Below are 19,415 nucleotides of genomic sequence, written 5' to 3'. Positions count from 1 at the left end.
CCACGCTCTCCTCACGGAGCCTGAATCAGATCGCGCCTCTCACATCAATGGGTCCTGACCCTAACCCGGCGGATGTCAGCGCCAAGGGGCGGGCTGTCCGGCAAAGGGTTCCTGCTCAGGAAGACCGGATCAGTGGAAACCGCCAAGACTTTTTCGCCGCCCAACACATACTATCCCTGCTGAACGGACTTGGCTGTTGATAAGCACTAGTGCTAATGTCAACCGGCAGCTCAATAACGGAGACAAAGATGTTTGCCGTTACTCTTATGTTTTCCGAGGCGGTGGCCGTCGCTTCCAACCCGCTCGAATCCGGCAACGTCGTCAGGAGCGTGCGGGAATCGATATGTGAACTGCGCGCACCCTCGATTGCCGATGACGCCATTGGTCTTCTGGCCCTGCTAGCGCCGAAGCAAAAGAACGAGATGGGGGTCTTGCTCCTGGTCAATTGTTCGGACCGAAAGATCATAAGCCTGCGGATCCGAGTCGATCACGACGGCACGTGAACGAGTTTCCGTACGACCCGCGGGTCGTGACAAAATTGCGACATGACCCAGGGCGCTACGAAATCCTCAACTTCAACCAGAGGGCCAACAATTCCGTTGGGGACCACACGACCCATTCAAAATCGACATATTGGACGGGACCTTGCGAATATACGGGGCTTCAACTGACAACCGCCGCCGCAGGCGACGATCATAGCCGCCAAACGGTCGTCTTCGATCTCAACATCTGCAAGAACCAGATTCTCGCAATGCTCGAGCCCAACAAGGCGGTAATATCCCCGTAGGAAGACGCCAGAGAGCCGCCTGCAGAATACCACCGCGTGCCGCGATCAACGTCCTGCCCAGTACGTGGTTGGGCGAATGCCCCTCGTCAGGGCGGCGTCGCTGAAGTCATAGAGAGGCGGATGCGGTGGCGCATTTAACACTCCACGCGCTGAAAACGGCCAGCCGGTTTGCCGCTAATCTATCGAGAGAGTCGGCATTCCTCTCTTGATCAGTCATTCGCTGCTGCAAAGATAAAAGTTTCGCAATACAGTCGCTGATGCGAGGTTAGGCTTGCAGCGGTGCAAGGTGCGACTCGAAGTGGAGGCCTGGTGATGATTGCTTTATTCTTCGCATTGTCGCTGCAGGCCGCCACCCCCGATATCGTGATTTCTGGCAGGCAGCTTTCGGAAGCGTATGCAGCCTGCGTCGAGCAGGGCTGTCCGCCATTGCGAGATGCACAAGCGTCGATCGCCTTTGCCGAGCAGCAATTCCGGGATGGTGCGTATCTCAAGGCGCGTCACACGCTTATGCGCGCCATATCTCGTAACAAGCGTCACGCTGCGACGGACCCGAAACCGGTGTCCGCATTGTATGAAGCATATGCGACCGTCTCTTTGCACGACGGTGATCTGGATGCGTTCAAGAGCGCGGTCGGTGAGCAGGTTCGCACGCTGCGCGACAATCTGCCGGCCAATGACCCGGCTGTCGTTGCCGCGGCATTTGCAACCGGCGATATGTGGCTCGCGATGCGCAAGGGGCGTAGTGCCGAGATTTCGTATAAGGCGGTGGAGCGTCAGGCGTTGGCGGACCGAAACGCGGTGGTTGCCCTACAGGCGACGTTGCGCCGCGTCAGACTGGCCAACGCACGAGGCGACACGGCCGGTGCGGCCAGGCTTATGGCCGAAGCCGAAGCCCGGCCGATCGCGGCGGATCCAAAGCTGCACAACCTGCTGCAAGTTGTCCGGTTGCGCTTGGCGGCGGGGCAAAAGGACAACGCGCAGATTGACCAGCTGGTGCGTGCGATCGGCCGCGATGGCTCGACCCGCCCTGAGCTGGTATGGGCGCCGCCTTATCGACCTACGGCACTGGCGGCTGCGCAAGACGAAGCGCGCAAGTTCGACTTGCGCAATCCGCTTCCCGCGAGATCGTCCGATGTCGATCCAATCCAATGGGTCGACATCGGCTTCTGGATCCGACCCGACGGCAAGACGGACGAACCCGAAATCTTGCGCGGCTCGCGTTCGACGGGATGGGCAGGGTACCTCCTCAAGCAGGTTTCCGAACGACGCTACACCGGCTTTTCGACCAGCAGCACTGATCGGGGTGTTTACCGTGTCGAACGGTTCACCTTGCGCGGTACGTACCAGGTTCCAGTAGGGAGCCTGATTGCAAGGCGAGGGGGCGCTGCAAGGTTGGAAGTGCTCGACTTGACGCAGCCAGATACATCCGGCTCGTCGAACCGCTCATAACGACAAATGTGAGACGGGCTCCGGCGGCGGCTGATGATGCAAAAGCTGCTTCGCTGGGGACGGCCATTTGGCGGGGCAGTTCGGGCATATTCATCGTTCGCCGTGCCACGTTGCAGGTACCACGCCACGTCATCCGCGCCGACGATCGCGTTCCGGCGTTAGGCCATCACCCCATCCAGGCCGAAGATATTGGCAAAAGGTCGTCTGGAACTTCTGATGGTTCGATGGTCGCCGAAATGCGTATCGGCCGTCTGTATCTCGTTGCAGACGAAGGAGCACCAGCGTCAAAGGAGCGGCGCGATGGTGACCGGACGCCTTACATTGCATCGAAGGTGAACTATCTCACAGCGGCGCATGACACTCGACCGACCTTTGATACTCGCAATCGGCGACAGCCTGATTGCCGGTTACGGCCTGCCCGCCGACGATAGCTTTCCCGGACAGCTCCAGGCATCGCTGCGGCGGGCATGTCCTTTTGCCCGCGTGGTGAATGCCGGGGTGTCGGGTGATACCACCGCTGATGTCCTACGACGCTTGCCCCGAATGCTCTCCGCGCTTGACCAGCGACCCGCACTTGCGATCGTTCAGGTCGGACCGAACGATGTCCTGCGGCAGGTTCCGGTGGGTCGTACTCGGGCGCAGCTCGAGCAGGTCCTGCTGAGCCTGGGCAATTGTGGCATTCCCGTGTTGTTGACGACCGTCGATCCCCCGATGTTCATCCGTGATCGGGCTGCTGCATATCTCTGCATTCACGCGGCGTTGGCGGCCGAACACGGCGCGACCGTCTGGCCGTTCTTTCCGCCGGGCGTATTGGGACATGCCGATATGGTGCTGGCGGACCGGGTGCATCCCAATGCCAAGGCGATTGCTGCGGTGGTCGCAGCGATGCTGCCGATCGTGGAGAGGATGCTGTAATGCCCGCATTTGAGCGTAACCGCAGGCTCGTTCGTATCTCGGCCCCAGGGGCGGGTGGATCATGGTGACGGATCCGAAGTGGCTGAGAGTGGCGCGCACGAAGCTCGGCACGAAGGAAGCTGCGGGATCAGCGAACAGCGCGACGATCCTGGGTTGGGCAAAGCGGCTTGGAACGCGGGTGCTGGGCATGGTCTACAATGCCGATAGCGTCCCGTGGTGCGGCATGTTCGTCGCATATTGCCTGCAGGACGATGGTATCGAGCCGGTCTCTATTGCGGTGCGGGCGACGTCATGGTCGACATGGGGATTGTCGTTGCGGCCGGAGCGTCTGGCGCCGGGAGCTGTGCTCGTGTTCGAGCGTCCTGGCGGCGGGCATGTCGGTTTCTATGTCGGCGAAGACGCGACGGCCTATCATGTCCTTGGCGGCAATCAGGGCGACGCGGTGACCATAGCCCGGATAGCAAAGGATCGCTGTATCGCGCGCCGATGGCCAGCCGGCCGCCCCGTAATAGGCAAGCCGGTCCAGATGGCGGCACGAAAGCCGATCTCGACCGACGAAGCCTGATGGATATACGCTGATTTCGTAGTGCGCACATTGGATTCTGATCCTTTCGTAACAGACCGTATCGGCAAGCAGTCGCTCAAGTGGTCGGTTTGGCCTGACCGCGCCGTACGGCCTCGACGATGAGATCCCCCGTCTCGAGCCGCAGCGTGTCTGGCTCCCAAAATCCAAAGCTTTGATCGCTCCGGTAGATGCGATTACCGAGACCGGCACGGATTTCCGATAGTGCGATTCCCACCTCCGTCGCGGTCAGCGCTCGTTCGTGCAGGACGACCTGTCCGTCGGCAGCGGCGAGATCCGTTGATACGACGCGATATGCGCGCAGTGGGTCCGACCCTGCCAACAGGACGTCGGCGAAATTTGCGGGGTTCAGGACGATCGGGATCGGATGTGCCGTCCCATCCCGCAGCAACGAACAGGGCACGCGCACAGGCGAGCTGAACTGCCTCCAGCGCGGCATTGCGGGTCGCATCGCCTTGCATCACGGTCGTGCCCCATGCTTCAGTGGCGGAGAGCGCGACGGTCCGATCGTCGATTACCACGATTGTCTTTGGATCCGCACCACGCTTGACGAGTTCGTCAACAGCTTCCGCGCCCCACCCGCCATAGCAGCCGGAGCCAAACGGCGTTTTGCCGCGCAGTCTCGGGGTAAGACTGGGTCGAGGCGGACGGCGCATGACGTGGTCTACGCAGAGTTACGAACGACCCAAGGGGCTGCCGATCCGTTTTCGCCGTCGTGGCTCCGCGCCCGGGGTTGATGGGGCAGACGATATGATCTTCCAAAGTCGTGCCGGCCTATCGCCGACCGAACCCCGCGGTGCTGTTTGCGCCATCGTCGGTCCGCTCACGACCAGCCAGCACGTTCTCGAGTTCAGCCAATGAATGGGGCACGTCGAGGTGCTGCGCCCCGATGAACAGGCGTGACCCGTTCCCTTCGGGCACTGCATGGGTCAGCTTGTCGATATCGACCAGCGCCTTGCCCTGCGGCAGTATTTCGATCTGAACAAATCGCATGTGATTTCCCATCTTGCGTCTGAGGGCTGGAGTGTCGCGCGGTCTATAACGAAGTTCTGTGCCCTGAGGGTACCCGACACGCTGACGTACGTCGCTAGAGTCAGCTTAAGGGCGAGGTGACGGATCCCGGAGTCAGAAAGCGGGTAGGGTGGTCGGAATGCCTGCGAGTCGGTCTCTTTTTCGGCGAGATTAGTGGAGTTTGCTCTCACGCTCCCGTCTGCCTTGAGCATCCCACGCCAACATCGCGTGTTCGATGCCGGCCCGCAGCGTCTCGGTCGGAACGCCGTCCCGCGCCTGGATCGAGATCCCCAGCACCAGCCCGTCGTACAGCGCGGTGAGCCCCGCGACGTCCGTGGCGGGATCGAGATCGCCGGCGCTGACTCCGGCGGCGATACACCGCTGCAACGCCTGCCGGGTGATCTCGCGTTCGGCATGGGTCAGCGCCCGGGTCGGTGCGCCGGCCTCGGACGAAACGATTGCTGACAGCGTCATCATGCACCCCTTCGGATGAGCAGGATCGGTCTGCACCGCAACCGACGCGATCAAGGCCTGTTCGAGCCGTGAGCGTGGCGGTAGCATCTCGTCGTCGAGCGCACCGACGATGCCGCCATGCACGGCGAGATAGCGCGCGAGCGTTTCGCGGTAGAGCGCTTCCTTCGAACCGAACGCCGCGTAGAAACTGGCCGACGAGATGTCGCCCATCGCCTGACGCAGCGTGAGCAGCGACGCGCCCTCATACCCGTGTTCCCAGAACAGATGCATCGCGCTGTCCAGTGCTGCAGCCCTGTCAAAACCACGCGGTCGTCCGCTCCGTGCCATATATGTCCGCTCCTGATTGTGGACTAATCAATCTATTACTCGTTGACAAGCCACGCCATGTGGTTGAACGCAGTGGACCAGTCGATCCAGAAGTGAGTGTTGCGTGATTCCAAGATCCGGTCAGACCGATGATGGCGCGAGCGAGACGTTGCCGATCTCCGCGTTGCTGGCGCTGGCAATGACCGGTTTCACCGCGATCCTCACCGAAACGCTCCCTGCCGGGCTGTTGCCGCACATGGCCGCCGGGCTCGGCGTATCGGAGTCGCTCGCGGGGCAGACCATCACAGTCTATGCGGTCGGGTCGCTGCTCGCGGCGATCCCGCTGACGCTGTACACGCAAGGGTGGCGCCGCAAGCCGACCCTGCTGGTCGCGATCGTCGGCTTCCTGGTCTTCAACTGCGTGACCGCGGTGTCCACGTCGTACGCGCTGACGCTCGTCGCGCGGTTCATGGGCGGGGTCGCGGCGGGACTGGGGTGGGGAATCATCGCGGGCTATGCCAGGCGGATGGTCGCCCCGCCGTTGCGCGGCAAGGCGCTCGCGATCGCGATGGTCGGTACGCCGCTGGCGCTGTCGATCGGCGTCCCCTTGGGGGCGATGCTGGGCACGACGCTGGGCTGGCGCATGGCGTTCGGACTGATGTCGATCACCACCCTCGTCCTGATCGGCTGGGTGTTGTGGCGCGTGCCGGACTTTGCCGGCCAGCCTGCCGAACAGCGGCTGTCGATCGCCAGCGTGTTCCGCACGCCGGGCGTTCGTCCCGTCCTGATCACGCTGTTTGCGTGGATCACCGGGCACAACATCCTCTACACCTACATCGCGCCGGTCGCCGCCTTGTCGGGCGTGCGGCAGAGGCTAGATCTGTTGCTGCTCGGATTCGGACTCGCCGCGCTGGTCGGGATCTGGGTGACGGGCGTGCTGATCGATCGCGCGCTGCGTCCGCTCGTGCTGGTCAGCCTCGCGATGTTCGCGGTCGTCTCGCTGGCCTTCGCGCTGTTCGCGACTACCCCCGCGATGACGATCGCGGCGACGATCCTGTGGGGACTGTCGTTCGGCGGCGCAGCGACACAGCTGTCGACCGCGCTCGCCGATGCGGCGGGTGAGGGCGTCGACCTCGCCAATGCGATACTCACGACGGTCTGGAACGGCGCGATCGCGACGGGCGGGATCGTCGGCGGGGTGATCCTCGACCATGCGGGAGCAGGACCGCTCGCCTGGGCCGTACTGGTGCCAACCCTTCTTGCCCTGGCGCTCGCAGCCGGCGCGCGCCGCCATGCCTTCAAGCCTGGTCCCCGTGCCTTCGAATAACGTGCCTTCGAATAAGGCGCCCATCGTGCGTGCCCATCAGGAGAAGATTTCGATGAAAGCCTTTCACATCGGTGCCCAGAACGGCATCAGCGGGTTAGTCGCCACGACCCGGCCCGCGCCGGTCGCCGGTCCCGGCGAAGCGCTGGTAGCGCCGCGTCTCGTCGGCCTGATCAGCCGCGACGTTCAGCTGCTGCGCGGCACCTACGGCGCCCGACAGCCCGAGACCCGCATTCCGATGTCCGAAGGCGTGGGCGACGTGGTGGCGATCGGTGCAGGCGTGACCGAGGTCTCGGTCAGCGATCGCGTCGTCTGCGGTCATTTCGCGACCTGGCTGGACGGCCCGTTCCGGGCGGACGTCTTTGCGCATGATATCGGCATCACGCATGACGGCTGGCTTGCCGAAAGGGTCGTTCTCCCCGCGGCTGCGCTGATCCGGGTGCCCGACGCGCTGGCCGACGCGGATGTCGCAGGTCTCGCCTCGGCCGGCCTGACCGCCTGGAATGCACTGGTCGAGGTCTGTCGGGTCGAGGCGGGTGAGACCGTACTCTGCCTCGGCACCGGTAGCGTTGCGCTGGCGGCACTGAAGATCGCCAAGACCCGTGGCGCACGCGTGGCGATCACGTCGTCACAGGACGCGAAACTTGAGACGGCGCGCAGCCTCGGGGCGGACATCACGGTCAATTACCGGACGTCACCGGATTGGGGGGGCGAGGTGATCGCACAGACCGAGGGGAAGGGCGCCGACATCGTGATCGAAACCGGCGGCGTCGACACGCTGGGGCACTCGATCGCAGCCGCGGCGATCAATGCGCGGATCATCATCATCGGCGTTTCACCGGGCGAGGGGCCGGCGATCCCCGACTATCTGTCGCTCATCACGAAGAACGTAACGATCCGCGGCATCGCCAACGGCAGCCGCGCGATGTTCGTCGATCTGCTCGACGCGATGGTGGCGAACCGGATGACAACCGTCGTCGACCGGACGTTCGCCTTCGACGACGCACCGGACGCCGTCCGCTATTTCGCCGCGGCAGGGCATCTGGGCAAGGTGATGATCACGTTCTGATTACTGCAGCACGTCTGCCTCTGCGCACGTCTCTCACCGGGTTTCCTGTGATGCCGAGGTTGATCCGGATGGCATGAATGACCAGCATTGGACAGCTTGGAGCGCTTTTTTAAATGACCGACCGTCCGTCAGAACCGCGAGGGCGGATTCCGATCAGGCGCGATCCAAGCCGCGCACATGCTCCCACACATTGGAGATGACGACCGATCCCTCTCCTACCGAGGACGCGACGCGTTTCACCGATCCGGCGCGCACGTCCCCGACGGCATAGATTCCCGCGCAGGACGTGGCGAAAGGCGATAACGCGCCAGCCGCTTCGCCGGTGAGCACGAAGCCCTTGTCGTCGAGAGCGACCAGTTCGGAGAGCCAGCCCGTATTGGGTGCGGCGCCGACCATCACGAAGACGGCGCAGCTTGCCACGGTGCGGTCGCCGTCTTCGTTGCGGATCGTCACTGCCTCCAGATTGTCCCCGCCATGAAGTTCGACGGCATGGGTGCCGTATTCGATGGTGATCGCGGGGTCTGCCTCGAGCCTGCTCGACAGATAGCTGGACATGGACGAGGCCAGGGTATCGCCGCGCACCAGCAGGCGAACGTGGCGCGCCGTACGGCTGAGGAACATCGCCGCCTGCCCGGCCGAATTGCCGCCGCCGATGACCAACACCTCCGTATCCCGGCAGAAGCGGGCCTCATTCTCGGTCGCTGCATAATAGATGCCCGTGCCCTCGAACTCGGCGAGGCGCGCGATCGGCAGGCGTCTGTACTGGACACCGGTGGCAACCACGACAGAGGCGGCGAGAACGCGCCGACCATTGGGGAAGGTCGCACAGAAGGCGCCATTGTCGAGCTGGTCCAGCGACTCGATCCGCCGGGGCATGACGAAGCGTGTGCCGAATTTCATCGCCTGCACCTCGCCGCGCCACACGAGATCGGCGCCGGAAATGCCGGTAGGAAAGCCCATATAATTCTCGATCCGGCTGGACGTGCCGGCCTGGCCGCCGATCGCGGTCTCGTCGACTACCAGCGCGCGCAACCCTTCGGCTCCCGCATAGACGCCAGCCGACACGCCGGCGGGGCCAGCCCCGACGATGAGCACGTCGAAGGCCTCGTCTTCGGGAACGTCCTGATCAAGTCCGAGCAGCCGTGCCACCTTTTCCGGCGTCGGATCGCTCACCACCACGTCGCGGCCGAACACGACGACGGGCTCCAGCGGCGTGGTTCCGCAACTGCTGGCGACATGCGCGGCCTCAGCGCTGCCGAGCGGGTAGGAGCGGTAGGGCAGGCGATTGCGCGCAGCGAACTCGGCCACACCTCTGACGGCTCTGTCCTCCTCCTCGCCAACCAGAACCAGCATGCCGTCGCCGGCATCCAGCTGCCGCCGACGGCGCGCGGCCAGCACCGTGATGACAATGTCCGACATCTCCGGTATCGCCGCCATCAGGTGAAGCATCGCGGATCGCGGGACTTCGACGACGGTCGTGTCGCTCGCTGCGCGCATTGGTAACGACCATGTGCCGCCGGACAGCAGCGAGATCTCGCTCATGAACTGGGTGGGCCCCAGCGTCGACGGCACCAGCCGATCGCCCGTGAACGGGTTGACGACCTCGATCTCCCCCTCTTCGACATACACGAAGCGGTCGGCCGGCGCGCCGATCTCGGCGAGCATCATTCCCTTGGGATAGTGTTTGCGCGTCCCTGCCGCCCGGATCGCGGCAATATGCGCAGGTTGCAGCGGAACCCGCTGCATTTCCCGCAGGTCACGACCGATCGTTTCCATGAGCGCTGTCCCCTATCCCCCTCGACACTAGCCCGGCGAACGCGACGACGGCAATCGCCCGGGAACGGCCCAGGCCGAATGCGGGCGCGACCCGATACGCTGCCCGATCGCATTGACGCCGTTCGGGACAGCTTGCAGGACCACCGGGCGGGCAGGAAAAGGGGCGGCTCTGTGCATCCAGCGGCAAACTTCGAGCTGATCATCCTGATGTTCCTGGTGGTGCTGGGGCTTCACTATCTGGCCCGGCGTCTGTCGCTGCCACCAGCAGCCGCGCTGATCGTCGGCGGATGCGCCGTCGCCTTCGTGCCCGGCGTGCAAGGGATCGCGATCGATCCGGAGCTGGTCCTTGTCCTGTTTCTCCCACCCCTGCTGATGGACGGCGCGTGGTTCACCGCGGTTGCGCCGTTCCGGCGGCACATGGCCGGCATTCTTTCGCTGGCGGTTGGCGCCGTCTTCTTCACCACGGCGGTTGTGGCGGTCGTGACCAGGCTGCTGATGCCGGAACTGCCCTGGGCCGCCTGCGTCGCGCTGGGCGCGATCCTGTCGCCGCCCGACGCGGTATCCGCCCGCGCCGTGTTGCAACGGGTGACGCTCCCGCGCAGACTGACCACGCTGCTCGAGGGCGAAAGCCTGCTCAACGATGCCGCGGGTCTGGTGCTGTTCCGTTTCGCGGTGGCAGCGGTGCTGACCGGCAGCTTCCATCTGGGGGCGGCGACCGGAACGTTTTTCGTGCTCGTGGCGGGCGGCATCGCGGTCGGCGCGGCGATCGGCGGGCTCTGGGTAGTTCTGCTCCGCCGGCTCGGCGATGATACGCTGATGATCGCAGCGACCGTGCTGGTCTGCTGGAGCGCCTATATCGCGGGCGAACTGCTGCACGTGTCCGGCGTCATTGCCGTCGTCACTGCGGGCCTTGTCTGCGGCTGGTATCAGCATGTCGTCTTCACCGCCCGCGTGCGCATCCGGGCGATGGCATTCTGGCAGGTGCTGGTGTTCCTCCTCGAAGCCACCGTGTTCCTGCTCATCGGCCTGTCCTTGCGGGGACTGCTGGACCGGGTCGGCGGGCTCGACATCGTCATAGACACGATGGCGCGGCCCGTGCTGCTCATCGTCCTGGCGGTCGTCGCCGCGCGGTTCCTGTGGATCTTCGCGGTCGATGCCGGCGTCGCCACCGGTCGCCGCATCGGGTGGACGCGACAGCAACCGCTCGGAACGCGGGCGGCGGTGGTGATGAGCTGGGCCGGGATGCGCGGCGTGGTGACGCTCGCGGTCGCGCTCTCGCTGCCCGAGGCGATGCCGGCGCGGGATCTGATGCTCGTCACCGCCTTTGTCGTGATCCTCGTTACCGTCCTGGTGCAGGGCACCTCGCTCGGCTGGGTCATCCGGACCCTGAAGCCCTATGACGACGGCAGCGCGCGACCGCCGCTCGATCTGCACGCCGCCGAGATGATGCTGTTCCAGGCGCAGTTGGCGCTTGTCGAGCGCGAGGCGGTGGCGGTCGACGGCACGGTCATCCACCCGCAGCTCCTAAGGCGCTACCGGACCCGTGCAACCGCAGCGGATGCTTTCGACGGGACGGTGGAGGAGCGCAACGTGGCGATCGCGAGCCATTTCGACGTCATCATCGCCGCGGTCGCGGCCGGCCGCGCCGAGCTGGTTCGCCTGCACCGTGCCGGTCGTATCGATGACGAGACGCTCCACGACCTCGAACATGATCTCGACCTCGAGGAACTTGCCGCAACGGCAGCGAAGGGATGAACGAACTCGGTTGACCGGAGCCGCGATGTAGAGGCGCGGACGTCGGCCGGATCAATAGGGCGGATCACGCCGCTCGCGCTGGGAGCGGGCGGCCTGCGTCCACCAGCCGAGATCGTCGGCGAAGCGCGGGAAGGCGCGGGTGAGGGCGGCGCCACCGTCGCCCGCCGGTTCTCCGGTCGCATCGAAGGCATGGCCGATCCCACCCACCGCGATCGTACTGGACACCACCACCATGCCCATTTCGGACAGGATGCCGTGCCATGCGAGGCCGGCACGCGCACCGGCGAAACGTCCGGCCGAATAGCTGACGATCGCCGCCGGCCGCCAGTACCATTCCTCCAAGAAATGGTCGGTGAGGTTCTTGAGCCCGGGCTGCACGCCCCAATTATATTCGCCGGCCACGAAGACGAAGGCGTCGGCCGTCCTGATCTTTTCGGCGAGTGCCTCCAGCGCCGGCGGTGCCTCGCCGGTGGGATGTTCCTTGTACATGCGGTCGAGCATGGGAAGGTCGACCGCCCTGGCGTCGATGAGCTCGGCCGATGCACCGCGTTCGGCAAAGGCGCGGACGAGCCACTCGGCGAGGCGGATGCCTTGCCGGTCGGAACGATAGGAGCCGTAGAAGATCAGAACCCGATCGGGCATCGCGGCAATTCCTCGTTAAGCGTGTCGCGCAGAAGCACGGAGCGCGCCATCGCTCCGTGCTTCTACCATGGATCAGCCTTCGATGAAGGCGAGCAGATCGGCGTTGATCCGATCGGCGTTGGTAACCGGCATGCCGTGGGGAAAGCCGGGGTAGGAGATGAGCTTGGCGTCCTTCACGATGTCGGCCGACATCTTGCCGGTGGTGGCGAAAGGAACCACCTGGTCGTCCTCGCCGTGCAGGACCAGCGTCGGTACGTCGATCGCCTTGAGATCGTCGGTGAAGTCGGTCTCGGAGAAGGCCTTGACGCCGAGCGTATGGGCGAGCGCCGAGCCCATCATGCCCTGGCGCCACCAGTTGAGCCGCACCGCCTCCTTCACCTCGGCGCCGTCGCGGTTGTACCCGAAGAAGGGAAGCGTGAAGTCGTAGTAGAATTGCGAACGGTTCGTGGCCGTCTGCTCGCGCACCATGTCGAATACGTCCATCGGCACGCCGTCCGGGTTGGCATCGGTCTTGACCATGATCGGTGCGACCGCACTGACCAGCACGGCCTTTTTGACCCGCCCGGGCTTGGCGCGCGCGACATAGCGGGCGACCTCGCCACCGCCGGTCGAATGGCCGACATGAACGGCATCGTGCAGATCCAGCGCATCGGTCAGCGCGATGACATCCGCGACATAGGTGTCCATGTCGTGACCGCCCGCCGACTGGGTCGAACGGCCATGCCCGCGGCGGTCATGCGCGATGACACGATAGCCCTTCTGGACGAAGAACATCATCTGCGCGTCCCAGTCATCCGAGCTGAGCGGCCAGCCGTGGTGGAACATTACGACCGGTGCATCCGTGTTGCCCCAGTCCTTGTAGAAGATTTCGGTCTTGTCGACGGTGGTGACGAACGGCATTCGATGTCTCCTCGGGCTTGGTCGGGTACGCGGCACGCTACAGAGTGAAGGTGACAATCAGGCGGCGTCGACGAGGACGATCTCTCTACCCTTGATAGCGGTCATACGCGGTACGGCCTCGTCGGCAACGGCGGGGACCTCTCGCCGATCGAGACGGGTGAAGTTGACCTTGATCGACCCGATCGCCGGTATCAAGTCGCTACGCTGGTCGGCGCCGACCGGATATTCGGCGATTGCCTTCGGCAGGGCCTGCACCGCGTCGGAATGCGCCGCCTCGCGCGCATCGCGACACCGATGCAATAGAGGTTGGCGAGGCAGAATTCGTCGGTCGCGAATTTGGGGAGCACGCAGACGTCGGCGGCTGCGAACCGATCATGCGGGGTGAAGCGGACGATCTGTATCGGAACTGCATTTATCGCAGTTGAGCAGTTCTAATCTATTCATCCGTCCAGGCCTCGTCCCCGCCGGGCAGCTGTTCAATGTCGGGCGAATGTGCATGATTGGCCATGACCGCAGCGTATCGCCAAGGCGTCCTTCGCTATCTGGGCATTTGGGCCGCGTGGCTGGCGATCGCGGTGGTGACGGCGTTCCAGACCTATGCCGCGGGTTTCGCGGGTGGGCCAAAGCTCGCGCTGGGGCAGGCATTGGTCAATGGGCTGATCTGGTATTCGGCCTGGGCAGCACTGACGCCCGGGGTTGTGAGCGTGGCGCGAGCGTTCGCAGACGAGCGGCGGCTGGGCAGGCTGCTGGTCATCCATCTGGCCTTCGGGCTGCTCTTCGCGGTGCTGCATGCGGTGCTCTACAGCGCGGTGAACGCGATGATCTATGTCCGCGCGCCCTGGGCGCCGTGGAGCAATGCGCTGCTGATCACGAAGCTGGCGACCAGCATCCACGTCCATCTGATGATCTACGCGCTGCTCGTCGCGATCGTGCTCGGCGCGCGCGCCTATCGGACGATGCGCGATCGCGAAGTCGCGGCGGCGCGGCTGGAGGCGCAGCTCGCAGAGGCGGAAACCGCGGCGCTGCGCGCGCAGTTGCAGCCGCACTTCCTGTTCAACACGCTCAACGCCATTTCCGCGCTGGTGCCCGACGATCCGATCGTCGCCCAGCGGCTGATCGCGCGGCTGGGCGATCTGCTGCGGCTGTCGATCGATCAGCGCAGGTCGCAGCACAGCGCGCTTGCCGATGAACTCGACTTTACCGACACCTATCTGGCGATCGAGGAAGCCCGGTTGGGTGAGCGACTGCGGATCGTCCGCGCCATCGCGCCCGGGTTGGAGACCGTCCAGGTGCCGGCACTGCTGCTGCAGCCGCTGGTCGAGAACGCGGTGCGCCACGGGATTGCGCCGTTGATCGAAGGTGGCACGCTGACGATCGAGGCGAAGCCCGCGGGTGACATGCTGCGGATCAGCATCGCCGACGACGGCAAGGGCGCGGGCGCGATCCGCGAGGGCGTCGGGCTCGGCAACGCACGGCTGCGGTTGCGCCAGCTCCATGGCGAGCGCCAGTCGCTTGAGATCGACACGGCGCCGGGCGAGGGCTTCCGCGTCATCATCCTGGTGCCGCGGTGATCCGGACCCTGATCATCGACGACGAGCCGCTGGCACGCCGGGCGGTGCGCCAGTCGCTGGCCGGGTTCGGCGATTTCGAAGTGGTCGGCGAAGCGGGGCACGGGGCGGAAGCAGTGGCGGCAATCGGCACGCTGCGGCCCGATCTTGTGTTCCTCGACGTCCAGATGCCCGAGATGGACGGCTTCGGCGTGATCGAGGCGGTCGGGGTGGACGCGATGCCGCTCACCGTTTTCGTGACGGCGTTTGACGCCTATGCGGTGCGCGCGTTCGAGTCGGAGGCGCTCGACTATCTGCTCAAGCCGTTCGACGACCAGCGCTTTGTTCGCGTGATCGAGCGGGTGCGGCGACAGATCGGCACGGGCGACGGCCAGCGCGACGGCCAGCGCGACGGCCAGCACGACGGGATGCGATCGCTGCTCGGCGGGCAGGGCCGGCTAGTCGCGCGCGGCGATCGCGCGACGCAACTGGTTCGGCTCGACGAGATCGACTGGATCAGTGCGGCCGGCGACTATGCCGAAGTCCATGCCGGCGGACGCAGCTTGCTGATCCACGAATCATTGACGTCGCTCGAGGCGCGGCTGCCCCAGGCTGCGTTCGCGCGCATCCATCGCGCCGCGATCGTCCGGCTCGACCGGTTGGTCGAAGTCCGGCTCGGCACCCATGGCGACGGCGTGGTGCGGCTGGCGGGCGGCGCGGAGCTCCGGTTCAGCCGGCGATATCGCGAACCGATCGACGTCTACCTTACCCGCTGATCCCGCTTGGCGATCCGCCGGACCCGCCCGGCGAAAATTCATTGCCGGCAAACCCCGTTCCGGGCCCGTATGCCGCTCAACCAAAACAGGGGGTGGGCATGGGTTTGCAGCACAGGGCATATGTACTTTTCAGGTTTCCGACGGCGGTATTCGCACTGGCGATCCTGTTCCACGCAAGCCCTTCAACGGCGCAACTCGCCAACCCCCGGGCCATGATCAAGCTTCACGCCGAAGGCCGCCAGTCCCCGCGTGCGACGATCGCCGACATGGCGTGGATCGAGGGCCACTGGATCGGCGACATGCCCGATGGCCCGGTCGAGCATGTGCTTCTCAGTCCTCGCTTTGGGCAGCTTCCGGGCTTCGTCCGCGCGCTCGCTCCCCAGAACCTGGCCTTTTACGAGATCGGCGTGTTCGCCGAGATCGGCAATTCGCTGACGCTTCGGGTCAAGCACTTCACTCCGGAACTCGCCGGTTGGGAAGCGCAGGCGGCTTATATCGACCGTCCGCTGGTCGATCGCGATTCGACCAGCTTCTACTTCGACGGCGCGACTTTCTCGCGAACCGGGCCGGATAGCTTCACGGTCTATTTCCTCAATCGCTCGGAGGGCCAGGAACGCGAGACACTCGTGATTCCCTTCCGACGTACATCAGGCCCCACGCGGCAAAGCGATGGAGCACCGTCATGAGCGCGCTGTGCAAGCTTTACGCGGTTGCCTGTTGCTTGCTGGCGCTGTTCGTCGCTCCGGCGATGGCGCAGCCGCAGGGCCGGCTCGTTGTCGGCAAGCTGCAATCGATCAGCTTCGCCGGCAGCAAGATCGGCATCTCGCCCGTTCGCAACCTCACGGTCTATCTGCCGCCGCGCTACGCCGAGGCAGGCAAGCGATTTCCCGTCCTCTACTTCCTCAACTATTTCTTCGAAGATCACCGCGAACCCTTCGCCAGCCACGGCGCAAAGGCGTTGCTGGACAAGGCGATAGGGCAGGGTCTGATCGGCGACGTCATCGTCGTGACCGCCGACTTCACGACCCCCGCGGGCAGTTCATGGTACGTGAATTCGCCGGCGACGGGCAATTGGGAGGATTTCATGGTGCGCGAGCTGGTGCCGCACATCGATGCCACCTACCGCACGCTCGCCACCCGGGATTCGCGCGGGATCGCGGGGGACGGTCCGGGGGCGTATGGCGCGACGCTCGCCACCCGGGATTCGCGCGGGATCGCGGGGGACGGTCCGGGGGCGTATGGCGCGATCCGCTTCGGCATGCGCCATCCCGAAATGTTCGGCGCGGTCTATGGCATGCAGCCGGTGGCGAGCGGCCCCAATATCCAGCCGACGCACAGCCGCCCGAACTTCGAACGCATGGCGCGCGCGACATCGCTCGACGATCTGCGGGACGACGGCTTCTCGCTGATCTTCACGTCGATCTATCAGGCCTTTGCGCCGAACCCGAACCGACCGCCGCTGTTCTTCGATCCACCGGCGCGGCGTGTCGACGGGCGCATCGTAGTGGACAGCGACCGTACGGCGCGTTTCAAATAGGGATTCGCGCTGACGGCCTTGCTCCCCGCTTATGCCGACAATCTCAAATCGCTGCGGGGCTTCAAGTTCGACTGGGGGCGTCAGGACACGCTGGTCGATCATGTCTATGGCGCGCAGGCCTTTTCCAATCTCCTCGCCGAATATGGCGTGCCGCATGAGGCCGAGGAGCATGGCGGCGGCTTTCGCGACCGGCACTGGGGCGAGCAGGGGCGCTTCTATACCGATGTGCTGCCCTTCTTCGCGCGACACCTGTTGTTCGGGCCTCCCGCGACGCCGACCGAACGCGTCAACGCCGCGCATGGAAAGCTGCGCGAAACGATACTCGCCGACGATGCCGATGCGCGCGCCGCGCTTTACCGCGCCGACGCGTTGAGCATGCCCGAATATCAACCCGTGCTGCAGGGCACCCGCCAGATTGGCGCCTATCACCGCGCGATGCGCGAACGGCGGCAGGTGACCAATTATGTGCCGGTCGCGAGCGAAGTCTTCGACCTCGGCAACACACTGGTCGAGATCGGAACCTTCACGATCCGCTGGTCCGACCGCATCGATGAGGAGCGGGGAAAATACGCGCATGTGTGGGCCGTCGAGCGCGACGGCAGCCTCAGGCTCAAGGCCGACACCTGGGGCTATTTCCGTCCGCTGGCCGATCCCGCGGGCTTCTTCACCGCGATCCCGGAGCCGTCGTCCTCGCCCATCCCGCTAGCCGCAGGCGATCGGTCCGTGGGCGAATTCCTACGGGCGCATAACGACCGCGACGCCGAAGCCGTGCGGACCAAGGATGTCGAGGCGAAGCTCGTGGATTATACCGACGACGCCATCTTCATGCCCTTCGCCGATACGCCCAAACGCGGCATGGCCGAGATCCGCCCCTATCTGACCGCCTATACTGCAGCGGGAAGCGGCGCGACCTTCCGCGACGTGCGGGTCTGGACCCTGGCATTCAAAAATCACGGTGAGTGGGTAATCGAATATCCCAAATTCCGCGTCGATTGGACCGCGGGGGGCCAGTCGGGCACCGTGAAGGGCGGGGGCATCCGGTTGTGGCAGCGTCAGGCTGGCGGCTCGCTCAAGCTGCATCGCCAAATCGGAACACACGACTATGTCGTCCCGGCCCGTTGAGGCGGCGCCCCGCTTGGTCCGGATTGGCGGCAGGCATTCCGCTATCAGGCTGACATCGGAGGTCTTCGTTAGAGGCGGGCATTTACAAGCCTAGCGAGGCGCTCAGATCACGACGGGGCAAGGCTCAATAAACGTGGTTTGCTCAAAGAGAGCACGGCATCGCGTATTCTAACAATTCTGCGCCGCTGTCGGCGAACGTAAGCGGGCGTGAACGGATGTCCGAAGGTTGGACGCGCAAACGCCGCCTGGAATGTCCTGCAGGCGGTCGTCCTGACCGTTATTCAGGCGGGCACTCCTTGTGCTGCCGGCAGTGCAGTGATGTCAGATGATCCCGACCAGAGATTGACGCCGCCATCGTCGGCCGCGCTGTCGATCGCGGTAAGTTCGTCGGCGGAGAAGTCGAGCGTCTTTAGTGAGTCCAGGGAATCGTCGAGCTGGTCGACCGTTCGGGCGCCGATCAGCGCCGACGTGACGCGCGGGTCGCGCAAGACCCACGCGATCGCCATCTGGGCCAGGGTTTGTCCGCGCTCACCTGCGATATCGTTCAGGGTACGGATGGCAGCAAGGTTCTGATCCGAGAGCAAGGCCTGCGACAGCGACCCGTCACGGGTTGCTCGCGCATCCTGCGGGACGCCCTGGAGGTATTTGTTCGTCAGCATGCCCTGCGCCAAGGGTGAGAAGGCAATGCAGCCGACGCCCAGCTCCCCCAGCGTCGCCAGCAGGTCCCGCTCGATCCACCGGTTCAGGATCGAATAGCTGGGCTGGTGGATGAACAGCGGCACCTTTTCCGCGGCCAGGATCTCGGCCGCACGGCGCGTAAGCCCCGGCTCGTAGGAGGAGATGCCGACATACAGTGCCTTGCCCTGTCGATGGAGCTGCACCAGCGCGCCCATCGTCTCCTCGAGCGGCGTCGCGGCATCCACCCGGTGCGAATAGAAAATGTCGACATAGTCGAGGCCCATCCGCTTGAGGCTCTGGTCGCAACTCGCAATCAGGTATTTTTTGGATGAACCGACATCGCCATACGGTCCGGGCCACATGTCCCAACCCGCCTTGGTCGAGATGATGAGTTCGTCGCGATGGGCCGCGAAATCGGAGGCGAGGACGCGACCGAAATTCTCTTCGGCCGAGCCATAGGGCGGGCCGTAATTGTTGGCGAGATCGAAGTGGGTCACGCCACGATCGAATGCCCGCCGCAGGATGGCTCGCCCCGTCTCGAACACATCTTGTCCGCCGAAGTTCTGCCACAGCCCCAGGCTGATTGCCGGGAGCCTCAGCCCGCTTCGGCCGGTGCGTCGATAGGGCATGCCGCTGTCATACCGGAGCGGGGACGCGACGTACGGACGGGGAAACGACATTGGTGACTCCTTGTGAACGTCTTCGATGCGCAACGCGCAAACCGTTTCGGCGCAGCGTGCATCACTCTTCTGAACTGCCTCGAT

General features: G+C 64.6%; 20 protein-coding genes. 12 read left to right on the top strand and 8 right to left on the bottom strand.

Annotated features, from left to right (window positions below; translation table 11 throughout):
- Positions 1-248: 248 nt before the first annotated feature.
- From ASE89_RS10600 to ASE89_RS10585, 4 genes are all read left to right on the top strand, one after another.
- Positions 249-503 carry a hypothetical protein gene (locus tag ASE89_RS10600; RefSeq protein ID WP_156363415.1) on the top strand — a complete coding sequence of 85 codons (255 nt, stop codon included), beginning with the start codon at positions 249-251 and terminating at the stop codon, positions 501-503.
- A 596-nt stretch (positions 504-1,099) separates the two neighbouring features.
- Positions 1,100-2,236, top strand: a complete 1,137-nt coding sequence (locus ASE89_RS10595) for a hypothetical protein (protein ID WP_056677251.1) — start codon at positions 1,100-1,102, stop codon at positions 2,234-2,236.
- Positions 2,237-2,590: 354 nt separating this feature from the next.
- Positions 2,591-3,151 (top strand): GDSL-type esterase/lipase family protein, encoded by a 561-nt coding sequence (locus tag ASE89_RS10590; RefSeq protein WP_082451398.1) that lies wholly within the window; start codon positions 2,591-2,593, stop codon positions 3,149-3,151.
- A 61-nt stretch (positions 3,152-3,212) separates the two neighbouring features.
- Positions 3,213-3,716 carry a TIGR02594 family protein gene (locus ASE89_RS10585; protein ID WP_082451397.1) on the top strand — a complete coding sequence of 168 codons (504 nt, stop codon included), beginning with the start codon at positions 3,213-3,215 and terminating at the stop codon, positions 3,714-3,716.
- A 194-nt stretch (positions 3,717-3,910) separates the two neighbouring features.
- Here ASE89_RS10585 and ASE89_RS21560 read toward each other — a convergent pair whose 3' ends face one another.
- The 3 genes from ASE89_RS21560 to ASE89_RS10570 form a co-directional block, all read right to left on the bottom strand.
- Positions 3,911-4,390: an NAD-binding protein gene (locus tag ASE89_RS21560; protein WP_082451396.1), complete on the bottom strand. Its 480-nt coding sequence runs from the start codon at positions 4,388-4,390 to the stop codon at positions 3,911-3,913.
- A gap of 118 nt (positions 4,391-4,508) precedes the next feature.
- The gene (locus ASE89_RS10575) at positions 4,509-4,727 is read right to left on the bottom strand and encodes a hypothetical protein (RefSeq protein WP_056677240.1); all 219 of its coding nucleotides are present in this window, start codon (positions 4,725-4,727) and stop codon (positions 4,509-4,511) included.
- A 189-nt stretch (positions 4,728-4,916) separates the two neighbouring features.
- The gene (locus ASE89_RS10570; RefSeq protein WP_236701709.1) at positions 4,917-5,489 is read right to left on the bottom strand and encodes a TetR/AcrR family transcriptional regulator; all 573 of its coding nucleotides are present in this window, start codon (positions 5,487-5,489) and stop codon (positions 4,917-4,919) included.
- 160 nt (positions 5,490-5,649) lie between these two features.
- Here ASE89_RS10570 and ASE89_RS10565 point away from each other — a divergent pair, with 160 nt between their 5' ends.
- Together ASE89_RS10565 and ASE89_RS10560 are read left to right on the top strand one after the other, a co-directional pair.
- On the top strand, positions 5,650-6,852 hold the full coding sequence (locus tag ASE89_RS10565; RefSeq protein WP_236701708.1) for an MFS transporter: 1,203 nt from the start codon (positions 5,650-5,652) through the stop codon (positions 6,850-6,852).
- Positions 6,853-6,904: 52 nt separating this feature from the next.
- Entirely contained in the window at positions 6,905-7,918 is a 1,014-nt protein-coding gene (locus ASE89_RS10560; protein WP_056677326.1) for a zinc-dependent alcohol dehydrogenase family protein, read from the top strand.
- 153 nt (positions 7,919-8,071) lie between these two features.
- On the opposite strand, the gene ASE89_RS10555 is transcribed toward ASE89_RS10560, so the two are convergent.
- On the bottom strand, positions 8,072-9,694 hold the full coding sequence (locus ASE89_RS10555) for an FAD-dependent oxidoreductase (RefSeq protein ID WP_056677234.1): 1,623 nt from the start codon (positions 9,692-9,694) through the stop codon (positions 8,072-8,074).
- Between the two features lie 171 nt (positions 9,695-9,865).
- Here ASE89_RS10555 and ASE89_RS10550 point away from each other — a divergent pair, with 171 nt between their 5' ends.
- Positions 9,866-11,449 carry a Na+/H+ antiporter gene (locus tag ASE89_RS10550; protein ID WP_056677231.1) on the top strand — a complete coding sequence of 528 codons (1,584 nt, stop codon included), beginning with the start codon at positions 9,866-9,868 and terminating at the stop codon, positions 11,447-11,449.
- Positions 11,450-11,500: 51 nt separating this feature from the next.
- Here the strand turns inward: ASE89_RS10550 and ASE89_RS10545 are convergent, their stop codons facing one another.
- The 3 genes from ASE89_RS10545 to ASE89_RS10535 form a co-directional block, all read right to left on the bottom strand.
- Positions 11,501-12,091: an NADPH-dependent FMN reductase gene (locus ASE89_RS10545; RefSeq protein WP_056677227.1), complete on the bottom strand. Its 591-nt coding sequence runs from the start codon at positions 12,089-12,091 to the stop codon at positions 11,501-11,503.
- A 72-nt stretch (positions 12,092-12,163) separates the two neighbouring features.
- Positions 12,164-12,991, bottom strand: coding sequence for an alpha/beta fold hydrolase (locus tag ASE89_RS10540; protein WP_056677225.1), 828 nt, complete (start codon positions 12,989-12,991; stop codon positions 12,164-12,166).
- Positions 12,992-13,048: 57 nt separating this feature from the next.
- Entirely contained in the window at positions 13,049-13,291 is a 243-nt protein-coding gene (locus ASE89_RS10535) for a hypothetical protein (RefSeq protein WP_056677222.1), read from the bottom strand.
- Positions 13,292-13,497: 206 nt separating this feature from the next.
- Here ASE89_RS10535 and ASE89_RS10530 point away from each other — a divergent pair, with 206 nt between their 5' ends.
- From ASE89_RS10530 to ASE89_RS10510, 5 genes are read left to right on the top strand one after another with little or no spacing between them, the layout of a single operon-like run.
- The gene (locus ASE89_RS10530; RefSeq protein WP_056677218.1) at positions 13,498-14,562 is read left to right on the top strand and encodes a sensor histidine kinase; all 1,065 of its coding nucleotides are present in this window, start codon (positions 13,498-13,500) and stop codon (positions 14,560-14,562) included.
- Positions 14,559-15,314, top strand: coding sequence for a LytR/AlgR family response regulator transcription factor (locus tag ASE89_RS10525; protein ID WP_056677216.1), 756 nt, complete (start codon positions 14,559-14,561; stop codon positions 15,312-15,314). The genes ASE89_RS10530 and ASE89_RS10525 overlap by 4 nt, the downstream gene beginning before the upstream one ends.
- A gap of 41 nt (positions 15,315-15,355) precedes the next feature.
- The gene (locus tag ASE89_RS10520; RefSeq protein ID WP_168427631.1) at positions 15,356-16,000 is read left to right on the top strand and encodes a DUF6265 family protein; all 645 of its coding nucleotides are present in this window, start codon (positions 15,356-15,358) and stop codon (positions 15,998-16,000) included.
- Positions 15,997-16,851: an alpha/beta hydrolase gene (locus ASE89_RS10515; protein WP_056677211.1), complete on the top strand. Its 855-nt coding sequence runs from the start codon at positions 15,997-15,999 to the stop codon at positions 16,849-16,851. Before ASE89_RS10520 ends, ASE89_RS10515 begins: the two co-directional genes overlap by 4 nt.
- Before the next feature lie 18 nt (positions 16,852-16,869).
- The gene (locus ASE89_RS10510) at positions 16,870-17,973 is read left to right on the top strand and encodes a YybH family protein (RefSeq protein WP_056677204.1); all 1,104 of its coding nucleotides are present in this window, start codon (positions 16,870-16,872) and stop codon (positions 17,971-17,973) included.
- Between the two features lie 281 nt (positions 17,974-18,254).
- On the opposite strand, the gene mgrA is transcribed toward ASE89_RS10510, so the two are convergent.
- Complete coding sequence (mgrA, locus tag ASE89_RS10505) at positions 18,255-19,331, bottom strand: L-glyceraldehyde 3-phosphate reductase (protein ID WP_056677201.1); 1,077 nt, start codon at positions 19,329-19,331, stop codon at positions 18,255-18,257.
- Between the last annotated feature and the right edge of the window lie 84 nt (positions 19,332-19,415).

The sequence above is a fragment of the Sphingomonas sp. Leaf30 genome, from assembly GCF_001422525.1.
Lineage (GTDB): Bacteria > Pseudomonadota > Alphaproteobacteria > Sphingomonadales > Sphingomonadaceae > Sphingomonas > Sphingomonas aerolata.
This window is presented reverse-complemented; position numbering and strand designations above follow the sequence as displayed.